The sequence below is a fragment of the Polynucleobacter sp. AP-Jannik-300A-C4 genome, from assembly GCF_018688335.1.
Lineage (GTDB): Bacteria > Pseudomonadota > Gammaproteobacteria > Burkholderiales > Burkholderiaceae > Polynucleobacter.
On record NZ_CP061316.1, the window covers coordinates 864,714 to 887,551 of the forward strand.

A 22,838-nucleotide genomic window follows, 5' to 3' on the forward strand; every position below is an offset into this window, starting at 1 on the left:
TAGGCTCGTAGCTCAGCTGGTTAGAGCACCACCTTGACATGGTGGGGGTCGTTGGTTCGAGTCCAATCGAGCCTACCAACGAATAAAGACCCAAAAGTGCGCGGTTGCCGAAAAGCTCCCGCGCTTTCTTTTTGGTGGATGTTGTGCAGTAAATCAGTCAATTGGCTGAATCTTAATAAGATGGAGCGGTCATGCTTGTAGTTACTCTGCCAGATGGATCTAAACGTGAGTTTGATGCTCCCGTGCGCGTGCTTGATGTTGCCCAAAGTATTGGTAGTGGTCTTGCCAAGGCTGCTCTCGGTGGCATTGTTGACGGCAAGATGGTTGATGCCAGTTTTGTTATCGATAAAGATAGCCAGTTAGCCATCATCACTGATAAAAATCCAGAAGCGCTCGAGATTGTGCGTCACTCCACAGCACACTTGTTGGCCTATGCCGTTAAAGAACTCTTTCCAGAAGCGCAGGTCACTATTGGACCTGTGATCGATAATGGTTTTTATTACGACTTCTCATTTCATCGCCCATTTACGCCAGAAGATCTAGCTGCCATTGAAAAGAAAATGGCTGAGCTGGCTAAAAAAGATGAGCCAGTAGTTCGCACAGTCATGCCTCGTGATGAAGCGGTGAAGTTTTTTAAAGACCAAGGCGAAAACTACAAAGCTGAAATTATTGCGAGCATTCCGCAGGGCGAAGATGTATCTTTGTATGCCGAAGGAAAGTTCACCGACTTATGTCGTGGACCTCACGTGCCCTCTACCGGTAAGCTCAAAGTATTTAAGCTTCTGAGCGTTGCCGGTGCTTACTGGCGTGGCGATAGCAAGAATGAGATGCTGCAACGGATTTACGGTACTGCTTGGTTGAAAAAAGAAGACCAGGATGCCCATTTGCATATGCTTGAAGAGGCTGAGAAGCGCGATCACCGTCGCCTTGGTAAGTTCTTGGATTTATTCCACTTTCAGCCTGAAGCGCCTGGTTTAATTTTCTGGCATCCAAAGGGCTGGTCTATTTGGCAAGAAGTTGAGCAGTACATGCGTCGCGTCTATCAGCGCGAAGGTTATCAAGAAGTGAAGGCTCCACAAATACTCGATCGCGGTCTTTGGGAAAAGTCTGGTCACTGGGATAACTACAAAGAAAATATGTTTACGACTGAGTCAGAGAATCGTGCTTATGCATTAAAGCCGATGAACTGCCCAGGACATGTTCAGATTTTTAACTCTGGTTTGCATAGCTATCGTGAGTTGCCATTGCGTTACGGCGAGTTCGGTCAGTGTCACCGTAATGAACCATCTGGTGCTTTGCACGGTTTGATGCGCGTACGTGGCTTTACACAGGATGATGGCCATATTTTTTGTACAGAGGATCAGATTCAATCTGAAGTTGCTGCTTTTGATAAAGCAGTTCGTGAGGTCTATCAGGATTTTGGTTTTACTGAAGTGGCTGTCAAGCTGGCCTTGCGTCCCGCAAAGCGCGTTGGTGACGATGCGATTTGGGACAAGGCTGAAGCTGCCTTACGTGGCGCCTTGACTGCTTCAGGTCAAGAATGGGAAGAGTTACCAGGTGAGGGCGCTTTTTACGGTCCGAAGATCGAATATCACCTGAAGGACTCGATTGGGCGTACTTGGCAGTGCGGCACGATTCAGGTGGATTTCTCGATGCCTGCTCGTTTAGGTGCTGAATACGTGACGGAAGAGAACACCCGTAAGGCTCCAGTGATGCTTCATAGGGCAATTGTGGGCTCCTTAGAGCGTTTTATCGGTATTTTGATCGAAAACCACGCCGGAAACATGCCAGTTTGGCTTGCCCCGACCCAGGCTGTAGTCCTCAATATCTCTGACAATTCCGCTGCATATGCACAAAAAGTCCAGCAATCTCTGAAAAAACAAGGGTTTAGAGTCGAATCGGATTTGCGGAATGAGAAAATTACGTATAAAATACGCGAGCACGCATTACAGAAGCTCCCATTTTTGTTGGTTGTAGGGGATAAAGAAGCAGAAAGTAATTCGGTGGCCGTTCGTGCCCGTGGCGGAGTGGATTTAGGTGTAATGCCTCTTGATGCCTTCGTTGCCCGACTCCAGCAGGATATTTCCCAGAAAGTCGGACCCGAGCCTAGCTAGGGGTGGAATGGTTTTTATTGTTTTTTTAAAGGAATTAAGAAGATCGCTACTGATAAATCGCAGCGCATAAATCGGGAGATTACTGCTCCTGAAGTGCGTCTGATTGGACTGGATGGAGAACCCATCGGTGTAGTTAAGTTGAGTGAAGCCTTGGCTTTAGCGGAAGAGAAAGAGACCGATTTGGTCGAAATTGCTCCGACGGCTGTGCCACCTGTAGTCCGGATCATGGACTTCGGCAAATTCAAGTACCAAGAAGCCAAACGTTTGCATGAAGCTAAGCTTAAGCAAAAAGTGATTCAGGTGAAGGAAGTGAAATTCCGTCCCGGCACAGATGATGGTGACTATGGTGTGAAGCTACGCAATCTAATCCGCTTTTTGGAAGATGGCGATAAGACAAAGATTACGCTGCGGTTTCGGGGTCGCGAAATGGCCCACCAAGAAATCGGAGTCAGAATGTTGGAGCGCCTGAAGTTGGACTTGCAAGAGCATGGCCAAGTCGAGCAGTTTCCAAAGATGGAAGGTCGCCAGATGGTGATGGTATTGGCCCCCATTCGTAAGGCTAAGTAACTAGGTTCTACCTGGTTCTTATGTAGGGAGGAGTCGCAAGACTCTGGCAGTTTGAAGTGCTTCTAGGTACAGGAAGCGTAACCGTCGGTTACCACCTATGTTGCACAAGTAATTGAAGGGGTGCTTTATGCCCAAGATGAAGAGCAAGAGTAGCGCTAAAAAGCGCTTTACGGTTCGCGCAGGCGGAACGATCAAACGAGGTCAGGCTTTCAAACGCCACATCCTCACCAAGAAGACCACAAAGAATAAGCGTCATTTGCGTGGTTCCACAGAAGTTGCGAAGGCAGACGTTAAGTCAATTCGCTCTATGCTTCCATACGCTTAACCTCAGACTAGATTAGGAGAAATAAATGCCAAGAGTCAAACGTGGGGTTACAGCAAGAGCCCGTCATAAGAAAATCACCGATGCCGCAACTGGCTATCGTGGACGTCGTAAAAATGTATTCCGTATTGCTAAGCAAGCAGTTATGCGTGCTGGTCAATATGCATACCGTGACCGTCGTAATAAGAAACGTGTATTCCGCGCATTGTGGATTGCTCGTATCAACGCGGCAGTTCGTCAGCATGACATGACCTATAGCGTATTCATGAATGGTATGAAGAAGGCTGCGATCGAGCTTGACCGCAAAGTGCTTTCTGATATGGCCATTGCTGACAAAGCGGCTTTCGCTGCTTTGGTTACTCGGATCAAATCCGTAGTAAACGCTGCAGCTTAATTCTTAGTTCACTCAAAAACTAAGCTGCAATGGTTTCTCTCGACCACATTGTCGAGGATGCTAAACGTGATTTCCTCGGAGCTGCCGATTCGGCAGCTCTAGAGGACGCGAAAGCCAAGTATCTCGGTAAGTCAGGTGTTCTCACTGAGCGTTTAAAAGCGCTTGGTGGAATGTCGCCTGATGAGCGTAAGAGTGCTGGCGCCCAAATTAATCAAATCAAAACCCAAGTAGAAACTGCATTACAAGAGCGTCGCCAAGCATTGGCTGATGCGGTATTGCTGCAACGTCTTGCGGCGGAATCCATTGATGTCTCATTGCCTGGTCGTGGCCAAGTAGTAGGTAGCTTGCATCCTGTGATGCGCACCTGGGAACGGGTTGAAGAGATTTTCCGCTCTATTGGTTTTGATGTAGCTGATGGCCCTGAAATTGAAACCGATTGGTTTAACTTCACCGCCTTAAATAGTCCCGAGAATCATCCTGCGCGTTCAATGCAGGACACCTTCTATATCGATGGTAAAGATTCCAATGGGAAGCCTTTGTTGTTGCGTACACACACTAGCCCAATTCAAGTTCGTTATGCGAGCGAGCATGTCAAGAAATACGCTCACGCTGATGTGATGCCGCCAATCAAGGTGATTGCCCCAGGCAGAACCTATCGTGTTGATAGTGATGCAACGCATTCTCCAATGTTTCATCAGGTTGAAGGTTTATGGATTGCGGAGAGTGTTTCATTTGCCGATCTTAAGGGTGTTTACACCGATTTCTTGAGAACCTTTTTTGAAACGAATGAATTGCAAGTTCGTTTCCGCCCTTCGTATTTCCCATTCACTGAGCCTTCAGCTGAAATCGATATGGCCTTTGGTAGCGGTAAGTTGGCTGGTCGATGGCTAGAGATTTCTGGAGCGGGGCAGGTTCATCCCAATGTATTGCGCAATATGGGTATTGATCCAGAGCGCTATACCGGTTTTGCTTTTGGCTCTGGCTTAGAGCGCTTGACGATGTTGCGCTATGGCGTAGATGATTTACGCCTTTTCTTTGAGAACGACCTCCGTTTCTTAGCGCAATTTCCGGCTTAATTTGCCAACCTTCTAATAGTAGATAGCGCATATGCAATTTTCTGAATCTTGGTTACGCCATTATGTAAATCCTTCGCTCGATAGCAATGCTTTAGGTCATGCAATGACTATGGCTGGTCTTGAGGTGGAAGAGCAGCATTCAGTAGCGCCCCCATTTACAAAGATTGTTGTTGCACAAATTCTCTCAGCTGAGCAGCATCCGGATGCAGACCGCTTGCGTGTTTGTAAAGTCGATGCTGGCACTGGCCAAGAATTACAAATTGTCTGTGGCGCTCCCAATGCACGCGCAGGTATCAAAATTCCTTGTGCATTAGTTGGAGCTGAATTGCCGCCAGCAGAAGCGGGTGGCAAGCCATTCATGATTAAAGTAGGCAAGTTACGCGGTGTCGAGAGTCAAGGCATGCTGTGCTCTGGTCGTGAGCTTGGTCTTGGTGATGATCACGAAGGCATCCTGGAACTACCTTTAGATGCACCAGTAGGCGAGGATATTCGCAAATACCTAAGCCTGGATGATCAAATCTTTGTGATTAAGCTGACCCCAAATAAAGCAGATTGCTTATCGCTCATGGGTATGGCTCGGGAAGTGTCGGCAATTACCGGCGCTGAGTTGTGCGCGCCTAAGTGGACTCCTGTAGGTGTTGCTATCCAGGACAAGCTCAAAGTCACTATTGAAAACACAGATCTTTGTGGACGATTTGCAGGACGCGTTATTCGTGGTGTCAATCCAAAAGCTGAAACGCCTGATTGGATGATTCAACGTCTTTGCAATGCAGGTCAAAGAAGTATTTCTCCTTTAGTAGACCTGTCAAACTATGTCATGTTGGAGATGGGTCAACCTACCCATGTATTTGATCTTGATAAGTTGACTGGTGACTTATCTGTGCGCTGGGCAAAGCCAGGTGAAACTCTTGAGTTATTAAATGGCCAGACAGTAACTCTGCAAGGCCCAGACTCTGCAGGCAAGATGCAGGATGCTGGTGTAGTTGCTGATCAAAGTGGTCCAGTAGCTTTAGCCGGAATCATGGGTGGCAATCACTGCGCCGTGACTGACGACACTAAAAATATTTATGTTGAAGCGGCTTATTGGCAGCCTTCAGCAATCCAAGGTCGTAGCCGTCGCTTCAACTTCAGTACAGATGCAGCACATCGTTTTGAGCGTGGTGTTGATCCACAAAATACCGCTAATTGCTTGGAGTATTTGACTGCTCTGATTGTTGAGGTATGTGGCGGCCAAGTTGGCCCAATTGATGATCAAGTATTGGCTATCCCTGAGCGCAAACCAGTAAAAATGCGTTTGGCTAGGGCCGAAAAGGTGATTGGTATTCCCCTCACTCAAGACGTAGTTGCCGATGTCTTTAAACGCCTTGGTTTTGAATTCAAACAAGAGGGTGATGTATTTGTCGTTACACCCCCAAGCTACCGCTTTGATATTGAAATCGAAGAAGATCTGATTGAAGAAGTCGCACGCATGTACGGCTTTGAAAATATTCCCGATGTTCCACCCATCTCATCTTTAAAGATGAGTGCCAAAGCTGAGGCAAAGCGTGGAGTGCACTTATTGCGTCAACGTTTGGCTCTGCAAGGGTATCAAGAGGCGGTGAATTTCGGATTTACCGATTTAGAAAGCGAGCAGCGTTTAGCTGCCGCTACTGAAAAAGATTTAATTGCTGTGCTCAATCCAATTGCTAGTCAGTATGGCGTGATGCGCAGCAATCTATGGGGTGGTCTACTAGGTAATCTTAAGTCTAACCTCAATCGTGGTGCTAGCCGCGTCCGTTTATTTGAAACCGGTCGCGTCTTTAAGCGCGATTCGAGTGCACAAGAAGAGGCTGGCAAGGTGGCAGGCTTTCATCAGCCGCAGCAAGTTGGTGGTTTAGCTTACGGATCATTTGTCCCTGAGCAGTGGGCAAGTGTAGATCGCGCAGTGGATTTCTTTGATGTGAAGGGTGATTTGGAGCGCGTTCTGGATCCTTTGCATTTCACGACTGAGGCAGCCGTTCATCCTGCACTGCATCCCGGTCGTAGTGCGCAAATTCAATTAGTAAGCCCAACTGGTAAACAAAATATCGGTTGGATTGGTGAATTGCATCCTGGATTGCAGCAGGCTTATGAGTTACCGCAGGCGCCAGTTCTGTTTGAGATAGATTTAGAGGCGATTCGCAATCTTGGTATTCCGCAACCAGAGGAGTTAAGTAAGTTTCCTGCAGTGCAGCGTGATTTAGCGGTAGTAGTGAAACAGGCAGTCTCATCGCAGGCCTTATTAGATGCAATGAACGCAAAAAAGCAAAACTTTGTTAAAGCAATTGAGTTATTTGATGAGTTCAAGCCAAAAGCTGGTTCAAGCAGCATGGCTGATGACGAAAAGAGTTTGGCTTTCCGCGTAACTTTGCTGAACCCGCAAGAAACCCTGCAGGATGCTCAAATTGAAGCGGCGATGACGGCTTTATTGGCTGCACTTGAGAAAAATTGCGCAGCCCGTCTGCGCTAGGTTTAATATTGGTAAAAGATATTACAAAGAGACTTCCGCCATGAATGATTTAGTTAGCAACGATACCGTTACCAAGAATGAGCTCTCGGAAGCTCTCTTTGATCAAGTTGGTCTGAATAAGCGCGAAGCTAAAGATATGATTGATGCCTTCTTTGATCGCATCGGACAGTCTCTAGGGGCGGGGGTTGAGGTAAAGATTTCTGGTTTCGGTAATTTCCAATTGCGCAATAAATCAGCCCGTCCAGGTCGTAATCCTAAAACTGGTGAGATGATTCCCATTGCAGCGCGTCGGGTTGTTACATTTCACGCAAGTCAAAAGCTCAAGGATGTAGTTGAGTCACATGCTCGAGAAAACAGCATTTGATGCTGGGTCGGCGCTGCTCAGTTCTCAGCTCCCCCCAATTCCCGCCAAGCGTTATTTCACTATTGGTGAGGTATCAGACCTCTGCGGCGTTCGATCGCACGTATTGCGCTATTGGGAACAAGAATTCTCACAACTAAGCCCTCAAAAGCGTCGAGGTAATCGTCGTTACTATCAGCATCATGAAGTTGTTTTAATCCGCAAGATTAGAGCGCTTCTGTATGAGGAAGGCTTCACTATCAGTGGTGCCAGAAATCGCCTAGATGAGGCTCGTGGTGAGCTTCGCTTGCGTGATGAATTGCAGGCTGTACTGCAAATTCTCTCTAAATAGTTACTGATACAATTTTGTTTCTCGTCGGGGCGTAGCGCAGCCTGGTAGCGTACATGCATGGGGTGCATGTGGTCGGAGGTTCAAATCCTCTCGCCCCGACCATCACCTCAATTTCAAAATTGCTATGACATCCAGCACAAACAACACGACTTATTTTGGTTTAACTATTCCATTCTTGGCTCACTTGGGTGTTGTACCTGAGTATGCTGAAGGGGGTAAATCACGAATTAGCTTGGTAATTAAGCCCGAGTTTGAGAATAGCTTTCATATTGCTCATGGTGGTGTTGTGATGACTCTTTTAGATTTTGCGATGGGTGCGGCGGCTCGAAGCACTGTTGATCAGCCCCTTGGTGCAATGACGATTGATATGAGCGTCAGCTTTCTGCGTCCCAGTGTTGGCAAGATCGTGGTGGAGGGCAGCGTCCTGAAATCTGGAAAAACGATTAATTACTGTGAGGCCGTAGTCTTAAATGAGGCCGGTGAAGTTACTGCTAAATCTAGCGGTACATTTATGCTTAGAAGATAGCTCATAAATGGCCATATTCAATATAGTATTTATAATTAATATGTCAGTTAATATAATCAAAACACCTAAAAAGCCTTATTAATCATAGGATATAAATTATATTTAAATATATATACTGAATTATTAATCTCTGTATATAATGACGTTTCAGGAATAACTAATTCTTTTTTATTCCATAAAACTAATATTCGGAGAAATTAATACATGTCTTCTTATAAAGAACTTTTAGCCCAACGTGAATTGTTGGATAAACAGATTAAAGAAGCAGTTTTGCGTGAAAAAGCTGACGGTATCGCAAAAGCAAAACTTATTATTGAGCAGTATGGCCTGACAGCCTCAGATTTATTCAGTCGCAAAGCCGGTGCACGTAGCTCGAGCGGTAAGGTTGCTCCTAAGTATCGTAATCCTGCAACCGGTGAAACCTGGACTGGTCGTGGCAAGGCTCCAAAGTGGATTGAGGGTAGAGATCGCAGTAACTTCCTGATCTAAGATACTGATTTAAATAGATTTATTTTTAAAAAAGGCTGCTCAGTGTAAATTGAGCAGCCTTTAATTTTGGGTATTTGCGATTTAAGACCCTAGGTACATTTCCTGTTCAAAGCCTGGATAAAGAGAGGTTCCAGTATTTCATGCCGATTTTGTCCAAGATTGGCCTCATTGTCTGGATTGGTTGCTGGATAGCCAATAATGAGGGGATTTTGGTCAATTAACCCATTCTGCAGTTCTTCCTGAAGGATTTCTGGGTACCGCGATCTCACCCCGACAGTATTTTCATCTGCGAGGCCCATTACCCCGGGATGAAGCCGAATAAATCCTTCATCTACTAAAATAGGAATACGCTGTGTGTCCTTGTTTTTGCTCAGATAATGGATCAAATGGACTTGCTCAACTGGCGGTATTAGGGCATCCAGAAATATCAAGTCTGGAGTAATGGAAACGGCCTTCATCAGACCTTCTAGGCTATCAACAGCAACCTCCATATCCACCTTTAATTGCCAACATTGAATGGATTCAAGTAATTCATGGCTATTCTCAGCCCTTCTAAAGATGCCCATTGCAATACAGTTTTGAGTGGTTTTTTGGCGCATAGCTCGTTTACGGCGGGCAAGTTGCTGATCAAGCGAGGTGGCTAGAATTCGGCGATGACCGCCCCGTGTCTTCCAGGCGATTAATTCACCTAATTCAACCATTTTCTGGACGGTGCCTAGTGATACCTGCAACACTTTGGCGCTTTGACGGGTACTTAGATATTCTAAATCTGGGGTAATCGCTTTCATATGTCCTTAATCTCATTAATTCATTTGAAGATTTAGAGAATACGAATCAAATCTAAGGGAATCTGTCAGGAGCGGTTTAAATCAGGGTAGGAAAATTCTTATTCAAGATCCAAATAGGGGAAATACTCGTGCAAGCCCAAAATCAGGGAAAGCCCTTTATGGATCAATGGGTAATCGTGTTAAATTAACGGTTGTAACAGTATTCGCACAGATCAATTCGTAAAGCGGTTTAGCCGTAGAGCGAATGGTTTTAACCACAGTTTTTATTCGGGAAACCCGATGAAAGGTGAGCATCATGATGCAGGATCAAAGAGATAATTCCTATCTCTTCGGCGGAAACGCCCCTTACGTAGAGGAACTCTACGAATCCTACTTGCACGATCCAGCTTCTGTAGCTGATCACTGGCGAGATTATTTTGATAACGTGAAGCAAATTCCAGCGGTCGATGGTTCGTCTCGAGCTGACATTGCCCATGGACCTATTGTTGCTTCCTTTGCTGAGCGCGCGAAGCAAGGTCCTATTCGTACGGTATCCGCAGATTCGGCTGACTCTGAAATGGGTCGCAAGCGTGTAGCCGTTCAGCAGCTGATTGCTGCGTATCGCAACGTAGGTAATCGTTGGGCGGATATTGATCCCTTAAAGCGCACAGAGCGTCCGGATATTCCTGAATTAGATCCAGCCTTCTATGGCTTTGGTGACGGCGATATGGATATCGTCTTTAACACCAGCAATACATTCTTTGGTAAGAATGAAATGACCTTGCGTGATTTATTGCAAGCCTTGCGTCAAACCTACTGCGGCACCCTGGGTGCCGAGTACATGTTTATTGCAGACCAAAAGATTAAGAAGTGGTGGCAAGAGAAGTTAGAGTCCATTCGCGCAACCCCGCATTTCAATGTGGATCAAAAGCGCCAGATTCTCGACCGCGTGACTGCGGCCGAAGGTTTAGAGCGCTATTTACAGGCTAAGTATGTCGGTCAAAAGCGTTTCTCTCTTGAGGGTGGTGAAAGCTTCATCGCCTGTATGGATGAGTTAATCCGTGAGGCTGGTTCCAAGGGTGTTCAAGAAATTGTGATTGGTATGGCCCACCGCGGTCGTCTCAACGTGTTGGTCAATACTTTGGGCAAGATGCCTACAGACTTGTTTGCTGAGTTTGAGCACAAGGGCCCAGAAACTTTGCCTGCAGGCGACGTGAAGTATCACCAGGGTTTCTCGAGTGATATTGCTACTCCTGCTGGTCCAGTGCATTTGTCATTGGCCTTTAATCCATCCCATCTAGAAATCGTGAACCCAGTGGTTGAGGGTTCTGCCCGTGCTCGTATGGAGCGTCGCGGCGATTTGTTGGGTGAGCAAGTGATGCCGGTATTGGTGCATGGTGATGCGGCGATTGCAGGCCAAGGCGTGATGCAAGAGACTTTAGCGATGGCGGAAGTTCGTGGCTACTCTACTGGTGGCACGATCCATATTGTGATAAACAACCAAATTGGTTTCACTACTTCAGATCCACGCGATTTGCGTTCAAGCTTGTATTGCACCGACATCATGAAGGTAATTGATGCGCCGGTACTGCACGTGAATGGTGATGATCCTGAGGCGGTGGTATTGGCAACAAAGTTGGCGGTAGAGTTCCGTAGCCAGTTTCACAAAGATGTTGCGATTGATATCGTTTGCTTCAGGAAGCTTGGTCACAACGAACAAGATACTCCTGCAATGACACAACCTTTGATGTACAAAATCATTGCAGCTCACCCAGGTACACGCAAGCATTACGCCGATAAGTTAGAGGCACAAGGTGTATTGCCAGTTGGTACCGGTGATTTGATGGTGAAAGAGTACCGTGCTGCAATGGATGCTGGTAAGCAAACCTCTGATCCAGTATTAAGTAACTTTAAGGGTAAGTTCGCAGTAGATTGGTCACCATTCTTAAATAAGAAGTGGACCGATGAAGCGGACACCGCAATTCCGTTAACTGAATGGAAGCGCTTAGCAGAGAGAGTCTCAACAGTCCGCGAGGGCTTCCAGGTTCACCCGTTGGTTGAGAAGGTTCTCAAAGACCGCGCTGCAATGGGTCGCGGTGAAACTAATATCGATTGGGGTATGGGTGAGCATATGGCTTTCGCATCCTTAGTGGCTAGTGGCTACCCAGTTCGCTTATCTGGCGAGGATAGTGGTCGTGGAACCTTTACCCATCGCCACGCAGTGCTTCATAACCAAAGCCGTGAAAAATGGGATAAAGGGGTTTACATTCCCCTCCGTCACATTGCAAAAGATCAAGCTCCATTTTTGGTAATTGACTCGATCTTGTCAGAGGAGGCTGTCCTTGGTTTTGAGTATGGATATGCAGCAGCTGAGCCTAATACCTTGACTATTTGGGAAGCGCAGTTCGGCGATTTTGCTAACGGTGCTCAAGTTGTAATTGACCAATTTATTGCTTCAGGTGAAGTGAAGTGGGGTCGCGCAAACGGCTTGGTCATGATGTTGCCGCACGGTTATGAAGGTCAGGGACCAGAACATTCATCTGCACGTCTAGAGCGCTTCATGCAGTTGTGTGCTGATACCAATATGCAGGTGATTCAGCCAACTACGGCATCACAGATCTTCCACGTATTGCGTCGTCAGATGATTCGTCAGTTCCGCAAGCCGCTGATCTTGATGACACCAAAATCATTGCTACGTAACAAGGAAGCCGCTTCGCCATTGACTGAGTTCACCAAGGGTGGTTTCCAAACCATTCTTCCTGAACGCGATGACAGTATCGATGGCAAGAAGGTGACTCGTTTAGTAATGTGTTCCGGTAAGGTTTATTACGATCTAGCCAAAACACGTACCGAGAAAAAGCTTGATGATGTGGCGATTATTCGTTTGGAGCAACTCTATCCGTTCCCACATAAAGCGTTGACTGCTGAGTTGAAGAAGTACCCGAACCTTGAAGAGGTTGTGTGGTGTCAGGATGAACCACAAAACCAAGGCGCTTGGTTCTTTGTTCAGCACAATATTTTGGAGAATATGTCTGAAGGTATGAAGTTGGCATATGCGGGTCGTCCAGCATCAGCTTCACCAGCTTGTGGATATGCTCATCTCCATCAAGAACAGCAAAAGTCTCTTCTTACTGCAGCATTCGCAAAACTTAAGGGTTATGTCATTACGAAGTAATCGTAGACATCACTCAATATACAAACACTAAATAGGATTAATCATGGCTATTTTTGAAGTTAAAGTTCCTCAGCTCTCCGAGTCAGTAGCCGAAGCTACTTTGTTGCAATGGAAAAAGAAGGTAGGTGATGCTGTCGGTCAAGATGAGATTTTGATTGAGATTGAAACCGACAAAGTGGTGTTGGAAGTTCCTGCTCCATCTGCTGGGGTAATCACAGAGATCGTTGTTGCTGACGGCGGCACAGTTGTTGCTGAGCAGTTGATTGCGAAGATTGATAGTACTGCTGTTGCTTCTGCTGCCCCTGCAGCGGCTGTAGCTGCTCCAGCACCTGCAGCAGCTCCCGCTGCCGCTCCTGCTAAAGCTGCACCGGCTGCTAAATCGTCTGGCGCTGCTGCTGCACCTTCTGCTGCAAAGATCCTTGCAGAGAAAAATATCGATGCTGGTCAAGTTGCTGGTTCTGGACGTGACGGTCGCATTACTAAGGGTGACGCATTAAACGCTTCTGCCGGTGGTGCAAAATCTGCTGCATTGCCGAGCGCACCAATTCCAATGGGCGATCGTCCAGAAGAGCGTGTACCAATGAGCCGCTTGCGTGCTCGTATTGCTGAGCGCTTGCTTGAGTCACAGGCAAACAACGCCATCTTGACTACTTTCAATGAAGTCAACATGGCTCCAGTAATTGCCATGCGCAATAAGTACAAAGATCAGTTTGAAAAAGTGCATGGCGTGAAGTTGGGCTTCATGTCTTTCTTTGTTAAAGCTGCTACCCATGCGCTAAAGAAATTCCCATTGTTGAATGCCTCTGTTGATGGCAACGACATTGTTTATCACGGTTATTTTGATATTGGTATTGCAGTTAGTTCACCACGCGGCTTGGTAGTTCCAATTCTGCGTGACGTAGATCAAATGAATTTGGCAGACATCGAGAAAAAAATTGCTGAGTTTGGTGCGAAGGCGCGCGACGGTAAGCTGTCGATCGATGAGCTGACTGGCGGTACATTCTCGATTTCTAATGGTGGCGTATTTGGCTCCATGCTTTCCACTCCAATCATTAACCCTCCACAGTCTGCAATCTTGGGTATCCATGCAACTAAAGAGCGTGCAGTAGTTGAGAATGGACAAATCGTAATTCGTCCAATTAACTACCTAGCATTGTCATATGACCATCGCATCATTGATGGTCGTGAGGCGGTTCTTGGTTTGGTTGCGATGAAGGATGCCTTGGAAGATCCTTCACGTCTTCTCCTTGATTTGTAAGAGGGAAGAACATGAGCCACTCATTTGACGTATTAGTAATCGGCGGCGGCCCTGGCGGCTACATCGCCGCGATCCGTGCAGCACAACTTGGCTTTAAGGTTGCTTGCGCTGAATCGAATGCCTATGACGATCCAAAAGGTGAGCCACGCTTAGGTGGAACTTGCTTGAACGTGGGTTGCATTCCATCTAAAGCTTTGCTGGCTTCTTCTGAAGAATTTGAGAAGATTAGCCATCACGTTGCTGACCACGGCATCACTGTAGGATCAGTCAAGCTGGACTCCGGCAAGATGATCGCTCGTAAAGATGCGATTGTGACGAAGATGACTGCGGGTATTCAATTCCTGTTCCGCAAAAATAAAATTACCTTGTTAAAAGGCCATGCTTCTTTTGAAGGCAAAGGTGCCGATGGCTACCAAGTCAAGATTGATGGCAAAGACAAAGAAGTGGTGACTGCTAAGAATGTAATCATCGCAACTGGCTCAAAAGCACGTCATTTGCCAGGCATTCCTGTCGATAACGTATTGATTAGCGATAACGAAGGTGGTTTGAAATTTGATTCCATTCCGAAGAAGCTTGGCGTTATTGGTGCTGGCGTAATCGGTCTGGAGTTGGGTTCTGTTTGGCGCCGTGTTGGTTCTGATGTCACTATTCTGGAAGCGCTCCCAACGTTCTTGGGTGCTTGCGATCAAGGTATTGCTAAAGAAGCGCACAAGATTTTCACCAAGCAAGGGCTCAAAATCAATATGGGCGTCAAGATTGGTGAAGTAAAGGCAGACAAGAAGGGTGTTGTTGTTAACTACACCGATAGTGAAGGAAAAGCTCAGAAGTTAGAGTGTGACCGTTTAATTGTGTCTGTTGGACGTGTTCCGAATACTGAAAAATTAGGTCTCGATAAAATTGGTCTTAAGGTGGATGAGCGTGGCTTCATTCCAATTGATGATCACACTTGCGCAACAGCTGCACCTGGCGTTTACGCCGTAGGTGACGTTGTACGTGGACCAATGCTAGCCCACAAAGCGGAAGATGAAGGTGTGCTGGTTGCCGAAACGATTGCTGGTCAAAAACCCCATATCGACTACAACTGCATCCCTTGGGTAATCTATACCGATCCAGAAATTGCTTGGGTTGGTAAAACTGAAGAGCAGCTAAAACAGGCTGGTATTGCTTATAAGGCTGGTCAGTTCCCATTTGCTGCTAACGGTCGTGCATTGGGTATGGATCGTGCCGATGGCTTCGTCAAAGTATTGGCCGATGAAAAAACCGATGAAATCTTAGGCGTTCATATTATTGGACCAAATGCTTCTGACCTCATTGCAGAAGCAGCTGTAGCGATGGAATTTAAAGCGGCAGCTGAAGATATTGCTCGTATCTGTCATCCACACCCAAGCTTATCGGAAGTGGTTCGCGAAGCAGCATTGGCGACGGACAAACGTGCATTAAACATGTAATTGAAAGCATTAGAGTATTACCATCAAGAGTTAAAGACGCGCGGGTATCAGAGCGATCCCGCGCAGCTTGCTGCCATTGAGCGCTTACAGCGCTGTGAAGATGAATGGATTGCTTATAAAGAAATCCGTAGCAATGGCCTAAAAAAGAAACTGTTCAAACCAAAGCTTCCCCGTGGCGTTTATCTGTGGGGTGGAGTAGGTCGGGGCAAATCCTTTATCATGGATTGCTTCTTTGCTGCATCCCCTTTGGAAAAAAAGATCCGTATTCATTTTCATGAGTTCATGCGCGAGGTTCACCGTGAACTTCATGAGCTCTCTGGTATGGCTGATCCCCTCGATGAACTATCTAAAAGAATTGCCAAGAGATATCGACTGATTTGTTTTGATGAGTTTCATATCAACGATATTGCCGATGCGATGATTCTGTATCGCTTGTTGAGTGCGCTGTTTGAAGATCGAGTGCAGTTTGTCATGACTTCCAATTACCAGCCTAGCCAGCTTTATCCCAATGGCTTGCATCGCGATCGTTTGCTTCCAGCTATTAAATTGCTTGAGGAACAGCTCGACGTGATGAATGTGGATGCTGGTAATGACTATCGCCGTGTGCAGATGGCTCAAGTTGAGGCCTATCTCACGCCAGTCAATGCAGAGACTCATACTGTATTAATGCGGATGTTCCAAACCTTAATTGGGAATCAGAAGGAAACAGTCCGACCTGTATTGCGTATTGAATCTCGAGAATTAAGGCCTTTGCATATGGCCGAGGGTATAGTTTGGTTTGACTTCCAGACTCTTTGCTGCGGCCCAAGATCCCAAAATGACTATTTAGAGATTGCCAAGCTCTTTCATACGGTGATTTTGTCCGGGGTGCCTTATATGCCACCCAGAATGACAAATGAAGCCCGCCGCTTTATTTGGCTGATTGACGTCCTGTATGACCATAAAATCAAGCTAATCATCTCCGCAGAGGTCCCAGCGGTGGATTTATACACTGAGGGTCAAATTACCAGCGAGTTCTCAAGGACGGTTTCACGTTTAATTGAGATGCAGTCTCGTGACTACCTGGATGCGCCTCGCCGGGTAATTGACACCAGCTTGACCTAAAATAGGGTCATGACCAGTAATTCCAGCCTCAACGCAGACTTACACTGCCATTCCGTTGTTTCTGATGGAACCCTAACGCCAGAGCAGTTGGCTGAACGCGCCTATGCCAATGGCGTGCGTTTATGGGCTTTAACCGATCATGATGAATTAGGTGGGCAGGTAAGAGCTCAGGACGCTGCAAGCGCGCTTGGCATGGATTACCTTTCTGGGGTCGAAATTTCAGTGACCTGGATGGGGCAGACTATTCATATTGTTGGTTTAGGAATTGATGCTGCTCATGCAGGAATTTTGGAGGGCTTGCGACTGACTCGCGAAGGCCGTGGTAACCGCGCTAAGCTTATGGCAGAACAATTATTAAAGGCAGGCATACCAGGTGCCTATGATGGCGCACTGCATTTTGCAGGCAATCATGAGCTGATTTCTCGTACGCATTTCGCACGGTTTTTGGTTGAGCAGGGCGTATGTCGCGATACCGATCAAGTATTTAAAAACTATTTAGTGGAAGACAAGCCAGGTTATGTGCCACACCTTTGGGCAACTTTGGATAATGCGGTTGCTTGGATTAAAGCCGCCGGTGGTGTCGCGGTGATTGCCCACCCTGGTCGTTATAAGTTGAGCTCCATGCAGATGGATGAGCTCTATAAGCACTTCAAAGAAATCGGTGGTATGGCAATTGAGGTGATTACTGGAAGCCATAGCCCGAATCAATATCAAACTTATGGCAAGATTGCCCAGCACTATGGATTTTTAGCTTCTCGTGGGTCAGATTTTCATGATCCAGAAGAGAGTTATATTGATCTCGGTACCTTGCCACATTTGCCTGATCACTTAACTCCTGTGTGGTCGCTTTTCCACTAACTGATTCCTCCTATTTGCTTAACTAGTTTTAATTACCTATAAGAATAAAGATCAAGATGTTTGCAGAACGTGTTCTATCTGGCATGCGACCTACTGGTAGCTTGCACCTCGGCCACTACCATGGTGTTTTAAAGAATTGGGTTCGCTTGCAGTCTGAGTACCCCTGCTACTTTTTTGTAGCAGATTGGCATGCCTTAACTACTCACTATGAAACCCCGGATGTGATTGAGCAATCCGTATGGGACATGGTGATTGACTGGTTGGCCTGTGGCGTTGATCCAAACCAAGCTACTTTATTTATTCAGAGCAAAGTGCCTGAGCATGCAGAACTCTTCTTATTGCTTTCTATGGGTACGCCTCTCGGTTGGTTGGAGCGTGTACCAACCTATAAAGATCAGATCGAAAAGCTGAAAGAAAAAGATTTACAGACCTATGGTTTTTTGGGCTACCCCTTGTTACAGGCTGCTGATATTTTGATGTATCGCGCGCAGTTTGTTCCGGTAGGCGAAGACCAAGTGCCACACGTAGAGATGACGCGCGAAGTGGCGCGCCGCTTTAACTATCTTTATGGTCGCGAGCCTGGTTTTGAAGAGAAGGCACTAGAGGCAGTTAAAAAATTAGGTAGTAAACGTGCCAAGATGTATGCCGAGTTGCGCGTGGCTTTTCAGGAGCGGGGCGACGATGAGGCGCTAGAAGAGGCCAAAGCTTTGTTACAAGAAGCACAAAGTCTTTCTATGGCTGACCGTGAGAGATTGTTTGGCTTCTTAGAAGGTGCTCGCAAAATTATTCTGCCTGAACCACAAGCTTTGCTGACAACGGCATCACGCATGCCTGGTATTGATGGTCAAAAAATGTCTAAATCTTATGGCAATACGATTAGCATTCGTGAAAAGCCAGAAGAGGTGATTCGTTCGATTCGTACGATGCCAACCGATCCAGCGCGAGTGCGGAGAACTGATCCAGGTGATCCTGCGCGTTGCCCAGTATGGCAGTTGCATACCGTCTATTCCAATGATGAAACCAAGACTTGGGTTCAAAAAGAATGTCAGTCTGCAGGCATTGGCTGTTTGGAGTGCAAGCAACCCGTAATTGATGCGATTCTTGCTGAGCAGCAACCCATGTTTGAGCGCGCCCAGAAATACTTGGATGATCCAAGCTTATTGCGTTCGATTATTGCAGATGGTTCGGACAAGGCTCGCAAGGTGGCCCAAGAAACGATGCGCGAGGTTCGTGAAGCTATGGGCTTGGCGTACGACTAAGGCATCCCTTTGATTTTAGGCCATGATTCCATTGCAGTTGCCTCTCCCTGGGTAAGGCGTTTTGTACCAGCGATTCCGAAGGATGGCAGGGTCTTAGATCTTGCCTGCGGTACAGGTAGACATACTGCTTTATTGGCTTCTTTGGGCCATCAGATTCTTGCTGTTGACCAAGATATTTCCATGGTGGAGTCGCTTAAAAGTAACTCCATCCAAATTCAAGCACTTGATCTTGAGGGCTCGGATTGGCCTTTGTTAAATCAACAGTTTTCAGGCATTGTGGTGACTAATTATTTATATCGCCCATTTTTGGATGAATTGCCCAAAATGCTGACCGAAGGCGGCGTTTTGATCTATGAAACCTTTGCAGATGGGAACGCTGAGTTTGGCAAACCCTCAAATCCCAATTTCCTACTCAAATCAGGGGAATTGCTTGCTTTGGCCCACCGATCAGACCTTAGGGTCATAGCCTACGAGGATATTTACCTTGATCACCCTAAACCAGCTATGGTTCAGCGGATTTGTGCCGTAAAAGGGCATTTAAAAGGGTGCGTTCCGTTACAATTTGGTGGTTAACATTCAGATAATTCAGACACATTAAGTGACTAATACAACACAATCCCAAGCTAGTAAAAAGCCTATCGCAGGCAGTATGCCCGCTATTGTGACGCCGATGTTCGAGGATGGAAGTCTGGATTTTCCGGCTTTACGTTCGTTGTTGGATTGGCATGTTGCTGAGGGTTCTGATGGAATCGTCATTGTTGGTACGAGCGGAGAGTCTCCCACCGTATCTGTAGATGAGCATTGTGAGCTGATTAAAGTCGCCGTTGAGCATATTGCTGGACGCATTCCAGTGATCGCGGGTACTGGTGGTAATTCCACTACCGAGGCTATCGAGTTAACCAATTTTGCAAAATCGGTTGGTGCTGACGCCAGCCTCCAGGTTGTTCCTTACTATAACAAGCCAACTCAAGAGGGTATGTATGCCCACTTCAAGAAAATAGCGGAGTCAGTTGATTTGCCTGTGATTCTTTATAACGTTCCTGGCCGAACTGTTGCTGATCTTGCGGGTGAGACTACCGTGCGTTTGGCCGGAGTGCCGGGTATTATCGGTATAAAGGATGCAACTGGCAGCATTGAGAGAGGCACTTTGTTGCTAGCCGATCTCAAGCGTGCTGGACATGCTAATTTTTCTGTATTTTCTGGCGACGATCTGAGTGCGGCGATGCTGATGTTGATGGGTGGCAAGGGTAATATTTCTGTTACTGCCAATATTGCCCCACGTCTAATGCATCAATTGTGCCAGGCAGCAATGTCTGACGATGTCGTCAAGACACGTACTATTCAATATCAATTACTGGCTGTGCATAAAGCCATGTTTACTGAGGCAAATCCGATTCCTGTGAAATGGGCTCTGCATGAAATGGGCAAAGTCACTGCTGGAATTCGTTTGCCTTTAACCCCTTTGAGCGTTGCTTTGCGTGAACCTTTGAAGACTGCAATGAAACAGGCCGGCTTACTATGACGAATGTGTTGCAACTTGTGCGCCAGTATTGCGCAACTTTATTTATTCTTTCTTTGGCAAGCATCTCTCTACTGGGATGTAAATCGGTAACAACGAACGATACCGTGGATTACAAATCTGCTGGTGCTGTTCGTGGACCTAATTTGTCCTATCCTCCTGATCTCATCACAGCTCAAGCTGATCGCAGATATATCGTTCAGGATGGCTCCGCTACGATGTCTGAGTACAACGCGGCAGTAAAAAAATCAGTACAAACTCGCAAGAATGTCATGACCGGCATTCCAGGTATGCGTATTGCTCGTGATGGTGAGCGTCGTTGGTTAGTTGTCGAAAAACCTGCTCCAGAGCTCTATCCACAAATCAAAGATTTCTGGCAAGAAAATGGTTTCCTATTGGTGATTGATTCACCATCTACCGGCATCATGGAGACGGACTGGGCGGAGAATCGTGCCAAGATTGCACAAGACTTTATTCGATCAACCATTGGCGGTGCGTTAGATTCCCTTTATGACACTGGTGAGCGTGATAAGTACAAGACTCGTCTTGAGGTGAGTAAGCCTGGCGAAACGGAGATTTACATCACTCAACGCGGTGCTTTAGAGGTGTGCACTACTGACAGTACCGGTTCTTGCATCTCTACTATTTGGACTGCGCGTCCAAATGACCCTGAGCTTGAAGCGGCATTTTTAGCTCGTTTAATGGAGCGCTTGGGGATGACGCAAGAAATGGCCAAGGCTCAAGTTGCTGTACCGCTTGGTCCCAAGACACCAAAAGCAAAGTTAGTTCAAGAGGGTGTTAACACTGCACATATTGAAATGGCCGCAGGCTTTGATCGTGCATGGCGCGACACTGGTTTAGCTTTGGATCGATCTAACTTTACTGTTGAAGATCGTAATCGCGCTAACGGTGTTTACTATGTTCGCTACGTTAATCCCAAGGATTTGGGTGATACCAAAGGGTTCTTCTCAAATCTATTTAGCAGTAAGGATGATTCCAGCTTGAAGGCAAAGAAATACCTCGTAGTAGTTAAATCAACAGGGGATAATTCTTCAAGCATTTATGTTCAAAATGCAGATGGTAAGCCTGAAAATTCTGCCGCTGGCTTGCAACTTTTAACCTTGCTTACTGAGCAAATGGCCAGATAAGCACCAAGTAAAAAAACTGAGCCAATAAAAAAGCCGCTTTTCAGCGGCTTTTTTTCTTCAAGAAGAAGATTACTTCTTAGCGTCAGCAGGAGCAGCTGGGGCAGCAGGAGCAGCAGGAGCAGCGGCAGGTGCAGCAGGTGCATCAGCAGCAGGTGCAGCAGCAGGAGCGGCAGCAGGTGCAGCAGGAGCAGCTTCAACAGGTTTTGCTTCTTCTTTTTTACCGCAAGCGGCCAAAGCGATTGCCAACATTGCTAAGAGTGCTAGTGACTTCTTCATTTGTAATTTCCTCTAAAAAAATTATTATTAATAACCGGTTATTAATACTTGGAATCTTCAGGGTTACCCCTTAGGTATTTTCCAGCAGACATTATAGCCATCTCTAAATTTACTCCTCGAAAACCAGCCAGCCAGCCTCGTACGCCTCAAAAAGACTATTACCCAGCCCATTTTTACCTAGCAGGCCTTGGAAACTCCTCTTGGCCGCAAGCTTGGACCAAGCCACCTGAGTTTGCTGATCTTGCCCACTGGTGACATCCTCTCCGTTGCAGTAAATCCGTTCACCTAGGGCAAGTAGTCTTGTTTGAGGGTGCGGAACTAGAGACCGCTTGGTGATCTGAAGCTGAAATTCCTTAAGGGACAGATGGTTTGCGGAACCATCAAAATAGGCCTGGGGTTTTGGTTCACTCAGGTAGGCAGTAATTCCAGGTAGAAATGTTTGTATGCGATCTAGTTTTAATTCCCTTAATTTTGTGGACACCTGCGCAATGATTTCCTCTGGAAGCTGTTCTGGGAAACGAGTTGCTCTTTGCCGTGGATCAGCAAAACGCTGCTCTAACACAGGGATATCCTCAAGCGATTCAGCAAGACGCCATAAACCTTCTTGCAGGATTTCCTTATAACTTTGCGCCCTGAAACCAACTGACCAAGTTTGACAGCCGACATCTAAAGCAATGCCATCGTGTGCAACGTGAGGAGGTAGATAAAGCATATCGCCTGGCTCCAGATCCCACTCTTGTTCCATCTTAAAGTTCTGCAAGATCTTTAAAGGAAGCTTGGGGTTTAGGCTCAAATCCTTTTGTTCGGAAATACGCCAGCGCCGACGGCCTGACATCTGAATTAAAAAGACATCATAAGAATCAAAGTGTGGCCCAACTCCTCCACCTGGTCCGGCAATGCTAATCATTAAATCATCCAAACGGGCATCTGGAATAAAGCGAAACCAAGAAAGTATTTTTGCAGCTGCTGGATGTCTTGCCTCCATTCCTTGAAGTAGGAGTGTCCAGTCTGGCGAATCCAGCGGTGGGATCGATTTCTTTTTAAAAGGGCCATTTGAAAAAGTCCAGGGCTTGGCCTGAATTAATCTGGACTCAACTGCATCATCACCTGCAATGTTGAATAACTCTTCAGGAGATATTGCGCTACCCAAGGGCTCACCTAATCTTTTTGTAAGCTCAAAGGCGGGAATAGCGCCACGCACCAATAACGGTTTTTTGTGCCAATAGGATTTCATGAACTTCTCAGGGCTAATGCCACCCAGAAGGGCCCATGGGCAATCCAGGGGGAGGTTTTGGGGTGCCTGGGGAGGATCGTATGGCTTGCTCAAGTAAAATGAGTTCATATAGTCAGAAGCTGTT

At 46.6% G+C, this 22,838-nt stretch carries 22 protein-coding genes and 2 tRNA genes; 21 read left to right on the top strand and 3 right to left on the bottom strand.

Annotation, left to right across the window (positions count from 1 at the left end):
- Position 1: 1 nt before the first annotated feature.
- The 12 genes from FD975_RS04530 to FD975_RS04585 all read left to right on the top strand — a co-directional run bounded on the left by FD975_RS04530 (position 2) and on the right by FD975_RS04585 (position 8,668).
- Positions 2-78, top strand: a tRNA-Val gene (locus FD975_RS04530).
- 113 nt (positions 79-191) lie between these two features.
- On the top strand, positions 192-2,114 hold the full coding sequence (thrS, locus tag FD975_RS04535) for a threonine--tRNA ligase (RefSeq protein ID WP_215303464.1): 1,923 nt from the start codon (positions 192-194) through the stop codon (positions 2,112-2,114).
- Positions 2,115-2,156: 42 nt separating this feature from the next.
- Entirely contained in the window at positions 2,157-2,681 is a 525-nt protein-coding gene (infC, locus tag FD975_RS04540; RefSeq protein ID WP_215303837.1) for a translation initiation factor IF-3, read from the top strand.
- Between the two features lie 127 nt (positions 2,682-2,808).
- Positions 2,809-3,006: a 50S ribosomal protein L35 gene (rpmI, locus tag FD975_RS04545; protein ID WP_011902674.1), complete on the top strand. Its 198-nt coding sequence runs from the start codon at positions 2,809-2,811 to the stop codon at positions 3,004-3,006.
- Between the two features lie 25 nt (positions 3,007-3,031).
- Positions 3,032-3,397, top strand: coding sequence for a 50S ribosomal protein L20 (gene rplT, locus FD975_RS04550; protein WP_011902675.1), 366 nt, complete (start codon positions 3,032-3,034; stop codon positions 3,395-3,397).
- A 29-nt stretch (positions 3,398-3,426) separates the two neighbouring features.
- Entirely contained in the window at positions 3,427-4,473 is a 1,047-nt protein-coding gene (gene pheS / locus FD975_RS04555; RefSeq protein ID WP_215303466.1) for a phenylalanine--tRNA ligase subunit alpha, read from the top strand.
- 31 nt (positions 4,474-4,504) lie between these two features.
- Positions 4,505-6,961, top strand: a complete 2,457-nt coding sequence (gene pheT, locus FD975_RS04560; protein ID WP_215303468.1) for a phenylalanine--tRNA ligase subunit beta — start codon at positions 4,505-4,507, stop codon at positions 6,959-6,961.
- 40 nt (positions 6,962-7,001) lie between these two features.
- Positions 7,002-7,325, top strand: coding sequence for an integration host factor subunit alpha (locus FD975_RS04565; protein ID WP_215303470.1), 324 nt, complete (start codon positions 7,002-7,004; stop codon positions 7,323-7,325).
- A complete protein-coding gene (locus tag FD975_RS04570; protein WP_215303472.1) occupies positions 7,303-7,653 on the top strand; it encodes a MerR family transcriptional regulator in 351 nt (116 codons plus the stop codon). The genes FD975_RS04565 and FD975_RS04570 overlap by 23 nt, the downstream gene beginning before the upstream one ends.
- Before the next feature lie 25 nt (positions 7,654-7,678).
- A tRNA-Pro gene (locus tag FD975_RS04575) sits at positions 7,679-7,755 on the top strand.
- Between the two features lie 22 nt (positions 7,756-7,777).
- Positions 7,778-8,179: a PaaI family thioesterase gene (locus tag FD975_RS04580; RefSeq protein WP_215303474.1), complete on the top strand. Its 402-nt coding sequence runs from the start codon at positions 7,778-7,780 to the stop codon at positions 8,177-8,179.
- A gap of 204 nt (positions 8,180-8,383) precedes the next feature.
- Positions 8,384-8,668, top strand: coding sequence for an H-NS family nucleoid-associated regulatory protein (locus FD975_RS04585; protein ID WP_215303476.1), 285 nt, complete (start codon positions 8,384-8,386; stop codon positions 8,666-8,668).
- An 89-nt stretch (positions 8,669-8,757) separates the two neighbouring features.
- Here the strand turns inward: FD975_RS04585 and FD975_RS04590 are convergent, their stop codons facing one another.
- Positions 8,758-9,456, bottom strand: coding sequence for an excisionase family DNA-binding protein (locus tag FD975_RS04590; protein ID WP_215303478.1), 699 nt, complete (start codon positions 9,454-9,456; stop codon positions 8,758-8,760).
- A gap of 295 nt (positions 9,457-9,751) precedes the next feature.
- Here FD975_RS04590 and FD975_RS04595 point away from each other — a divergent pair, with 295 nt between their 5' ends.
- The 9 genes from FD975_RS04595 (at position 9,752) to bamC (ending at position 21,204) form a co-directional block, all read left to right on the top strand.
- Positions 9,752-12,610, top strand: coding sequence for a 2-oxoglutarate dehydrogenase E1 component (locus tag FD975_RS04595; protein WP_215303479.1), 2,859 nt, complete (start codon positions 9,752-9,754; stop codon positions 12,608-12,610).
- Positions 12,611-12,653: 43 nt separating this feature from the next.
- Positions 12,654-13,868: a 2-oxoglutarate dehydrogenase complex dihydrolipoyllysine-residue succinyltransferase gene (gene odhB, locus FD975_RS04600; RefSeq protein ID WP_215303481.1), complete on the top strand. Its 1,215-nt coding sequence runs from the start codon at positions 12,654-12,656 to the stop codon at positions 13,866-13,868.
- A gap of 11 nt (positions 13,869-13,879) precedes the next feature.
- Entirely contained in the window at positions 13,880-15,316 is a 1,437-nt protein-coding gene (gene lpdA / locus FD975_RS04605; RefSeq protein ID WP_215303482.1) for a dihydrolipoyl dehydrogenase, read from the top strand.
- Positions 15,317-16,420 (top strand): cell division protein ZapE, encoded by a 1,104-nt coding sequence (gene zapE / locus FD975_RS04610; protein WP_215303484.1) that lies wholly within the window; start codon positions 15,317-15,319, stop codon positions 16,418-16,420.
- Positions 16,421-16,429: 9 nt separating this feature from the next.
- On the top strand, positions 16,430-17,278 hold the full coding sequence (locus FD975_RS04615; RefSeq protein ID WP_215303490.1) for a 3',5'-nucleoside bisphosphate phosphatase: 849 nt from the start codon (positions 16,430-16,432) through the stop codon (positions 17,276-17,278).
- A gap of 56 nt (positions 17,279-17,334) precedes the next feature.
- The gene (locus FD975_RS04620) at positions 17,335-18,537 is read left to right on the top strand and encodes a tryptophan--tRNA ligase (RefSeq protein ID WP_215303492.1); all 1,203 of its coding nucleotides are present in this window, start codon (positions 17,335-17,337) and stop codon (positions 18,535-18,537) included.
- A gap of 9 nt (positions 18,538-18,546) precedes the next feature.
- Entirely contained in the window at positions 18,547-19,110 is a 564-nt protein-coding gene (locus FD975_RS04625) for a bifunctional 2-polyprenyl-6-hydroxyphenol methylase/3-demethylubiquinol 3-O-methyltransferase UbiG (protein WP_251371422.1), read from the top strand.
- A gap of 76 nt (positions 19,111-19,186) precedes the next feature.
- Positions 19,187-20,059, top strand: a complete 873-nt coding sequence (gene dapA, locus FD975_RS04630) for a 4-hydroxy-tetrahydrodipicolinate synthase (RefSeq protein ID WP_215303841.1) — start codon at positions 19,187-19,189, stop codon at positions 20,057-20,059.
- A complete protein-coding gene (gene bamC / locus FD975_RS04635) occupies positions 20,056-21,204 on the top strand; it encodes an outer membrane protein assembly factor BamC (protein ID WP_215303494.1) in 1,149 nt (382 codons plus the stop codon). Before dapA ends, bamC begins: the two co-directional genes overlap by 4 nt.
- A gap of 69 nt (positions 21,205-21,273) precedes the next feature.
- Here the strand turns inward: bamC and FD975_RS04640 are convergent, their stop codons facing one another.
- Complete coding sequence (locus FD975_RS04640; RefSeq protein ID WP_215303496.1) at positions 21,274-21,480, bottom strand: hypothetical protein; 207 nt, start codon at positions 21,478-21,480, stop codon at positions 21,274-21,276.
- A 109-nt stretch (positions 21,481-21,589) separates the two neighbouring features.
- The gene (locus FD975_RS04645) at positions 21,590-22,822 is read right to left on the bottom strand and encodes a cupin domain-containing protein (protein ID WP_215303498.1); all 1,233 of its coding nucleotides are present in this window, start codon (positions 22,820-22,822) and stop codon (positions 21,590-21,592) included.
- Between the last annotated feature and the right edge of the window lie 16 nt (positions 22,823-22,838).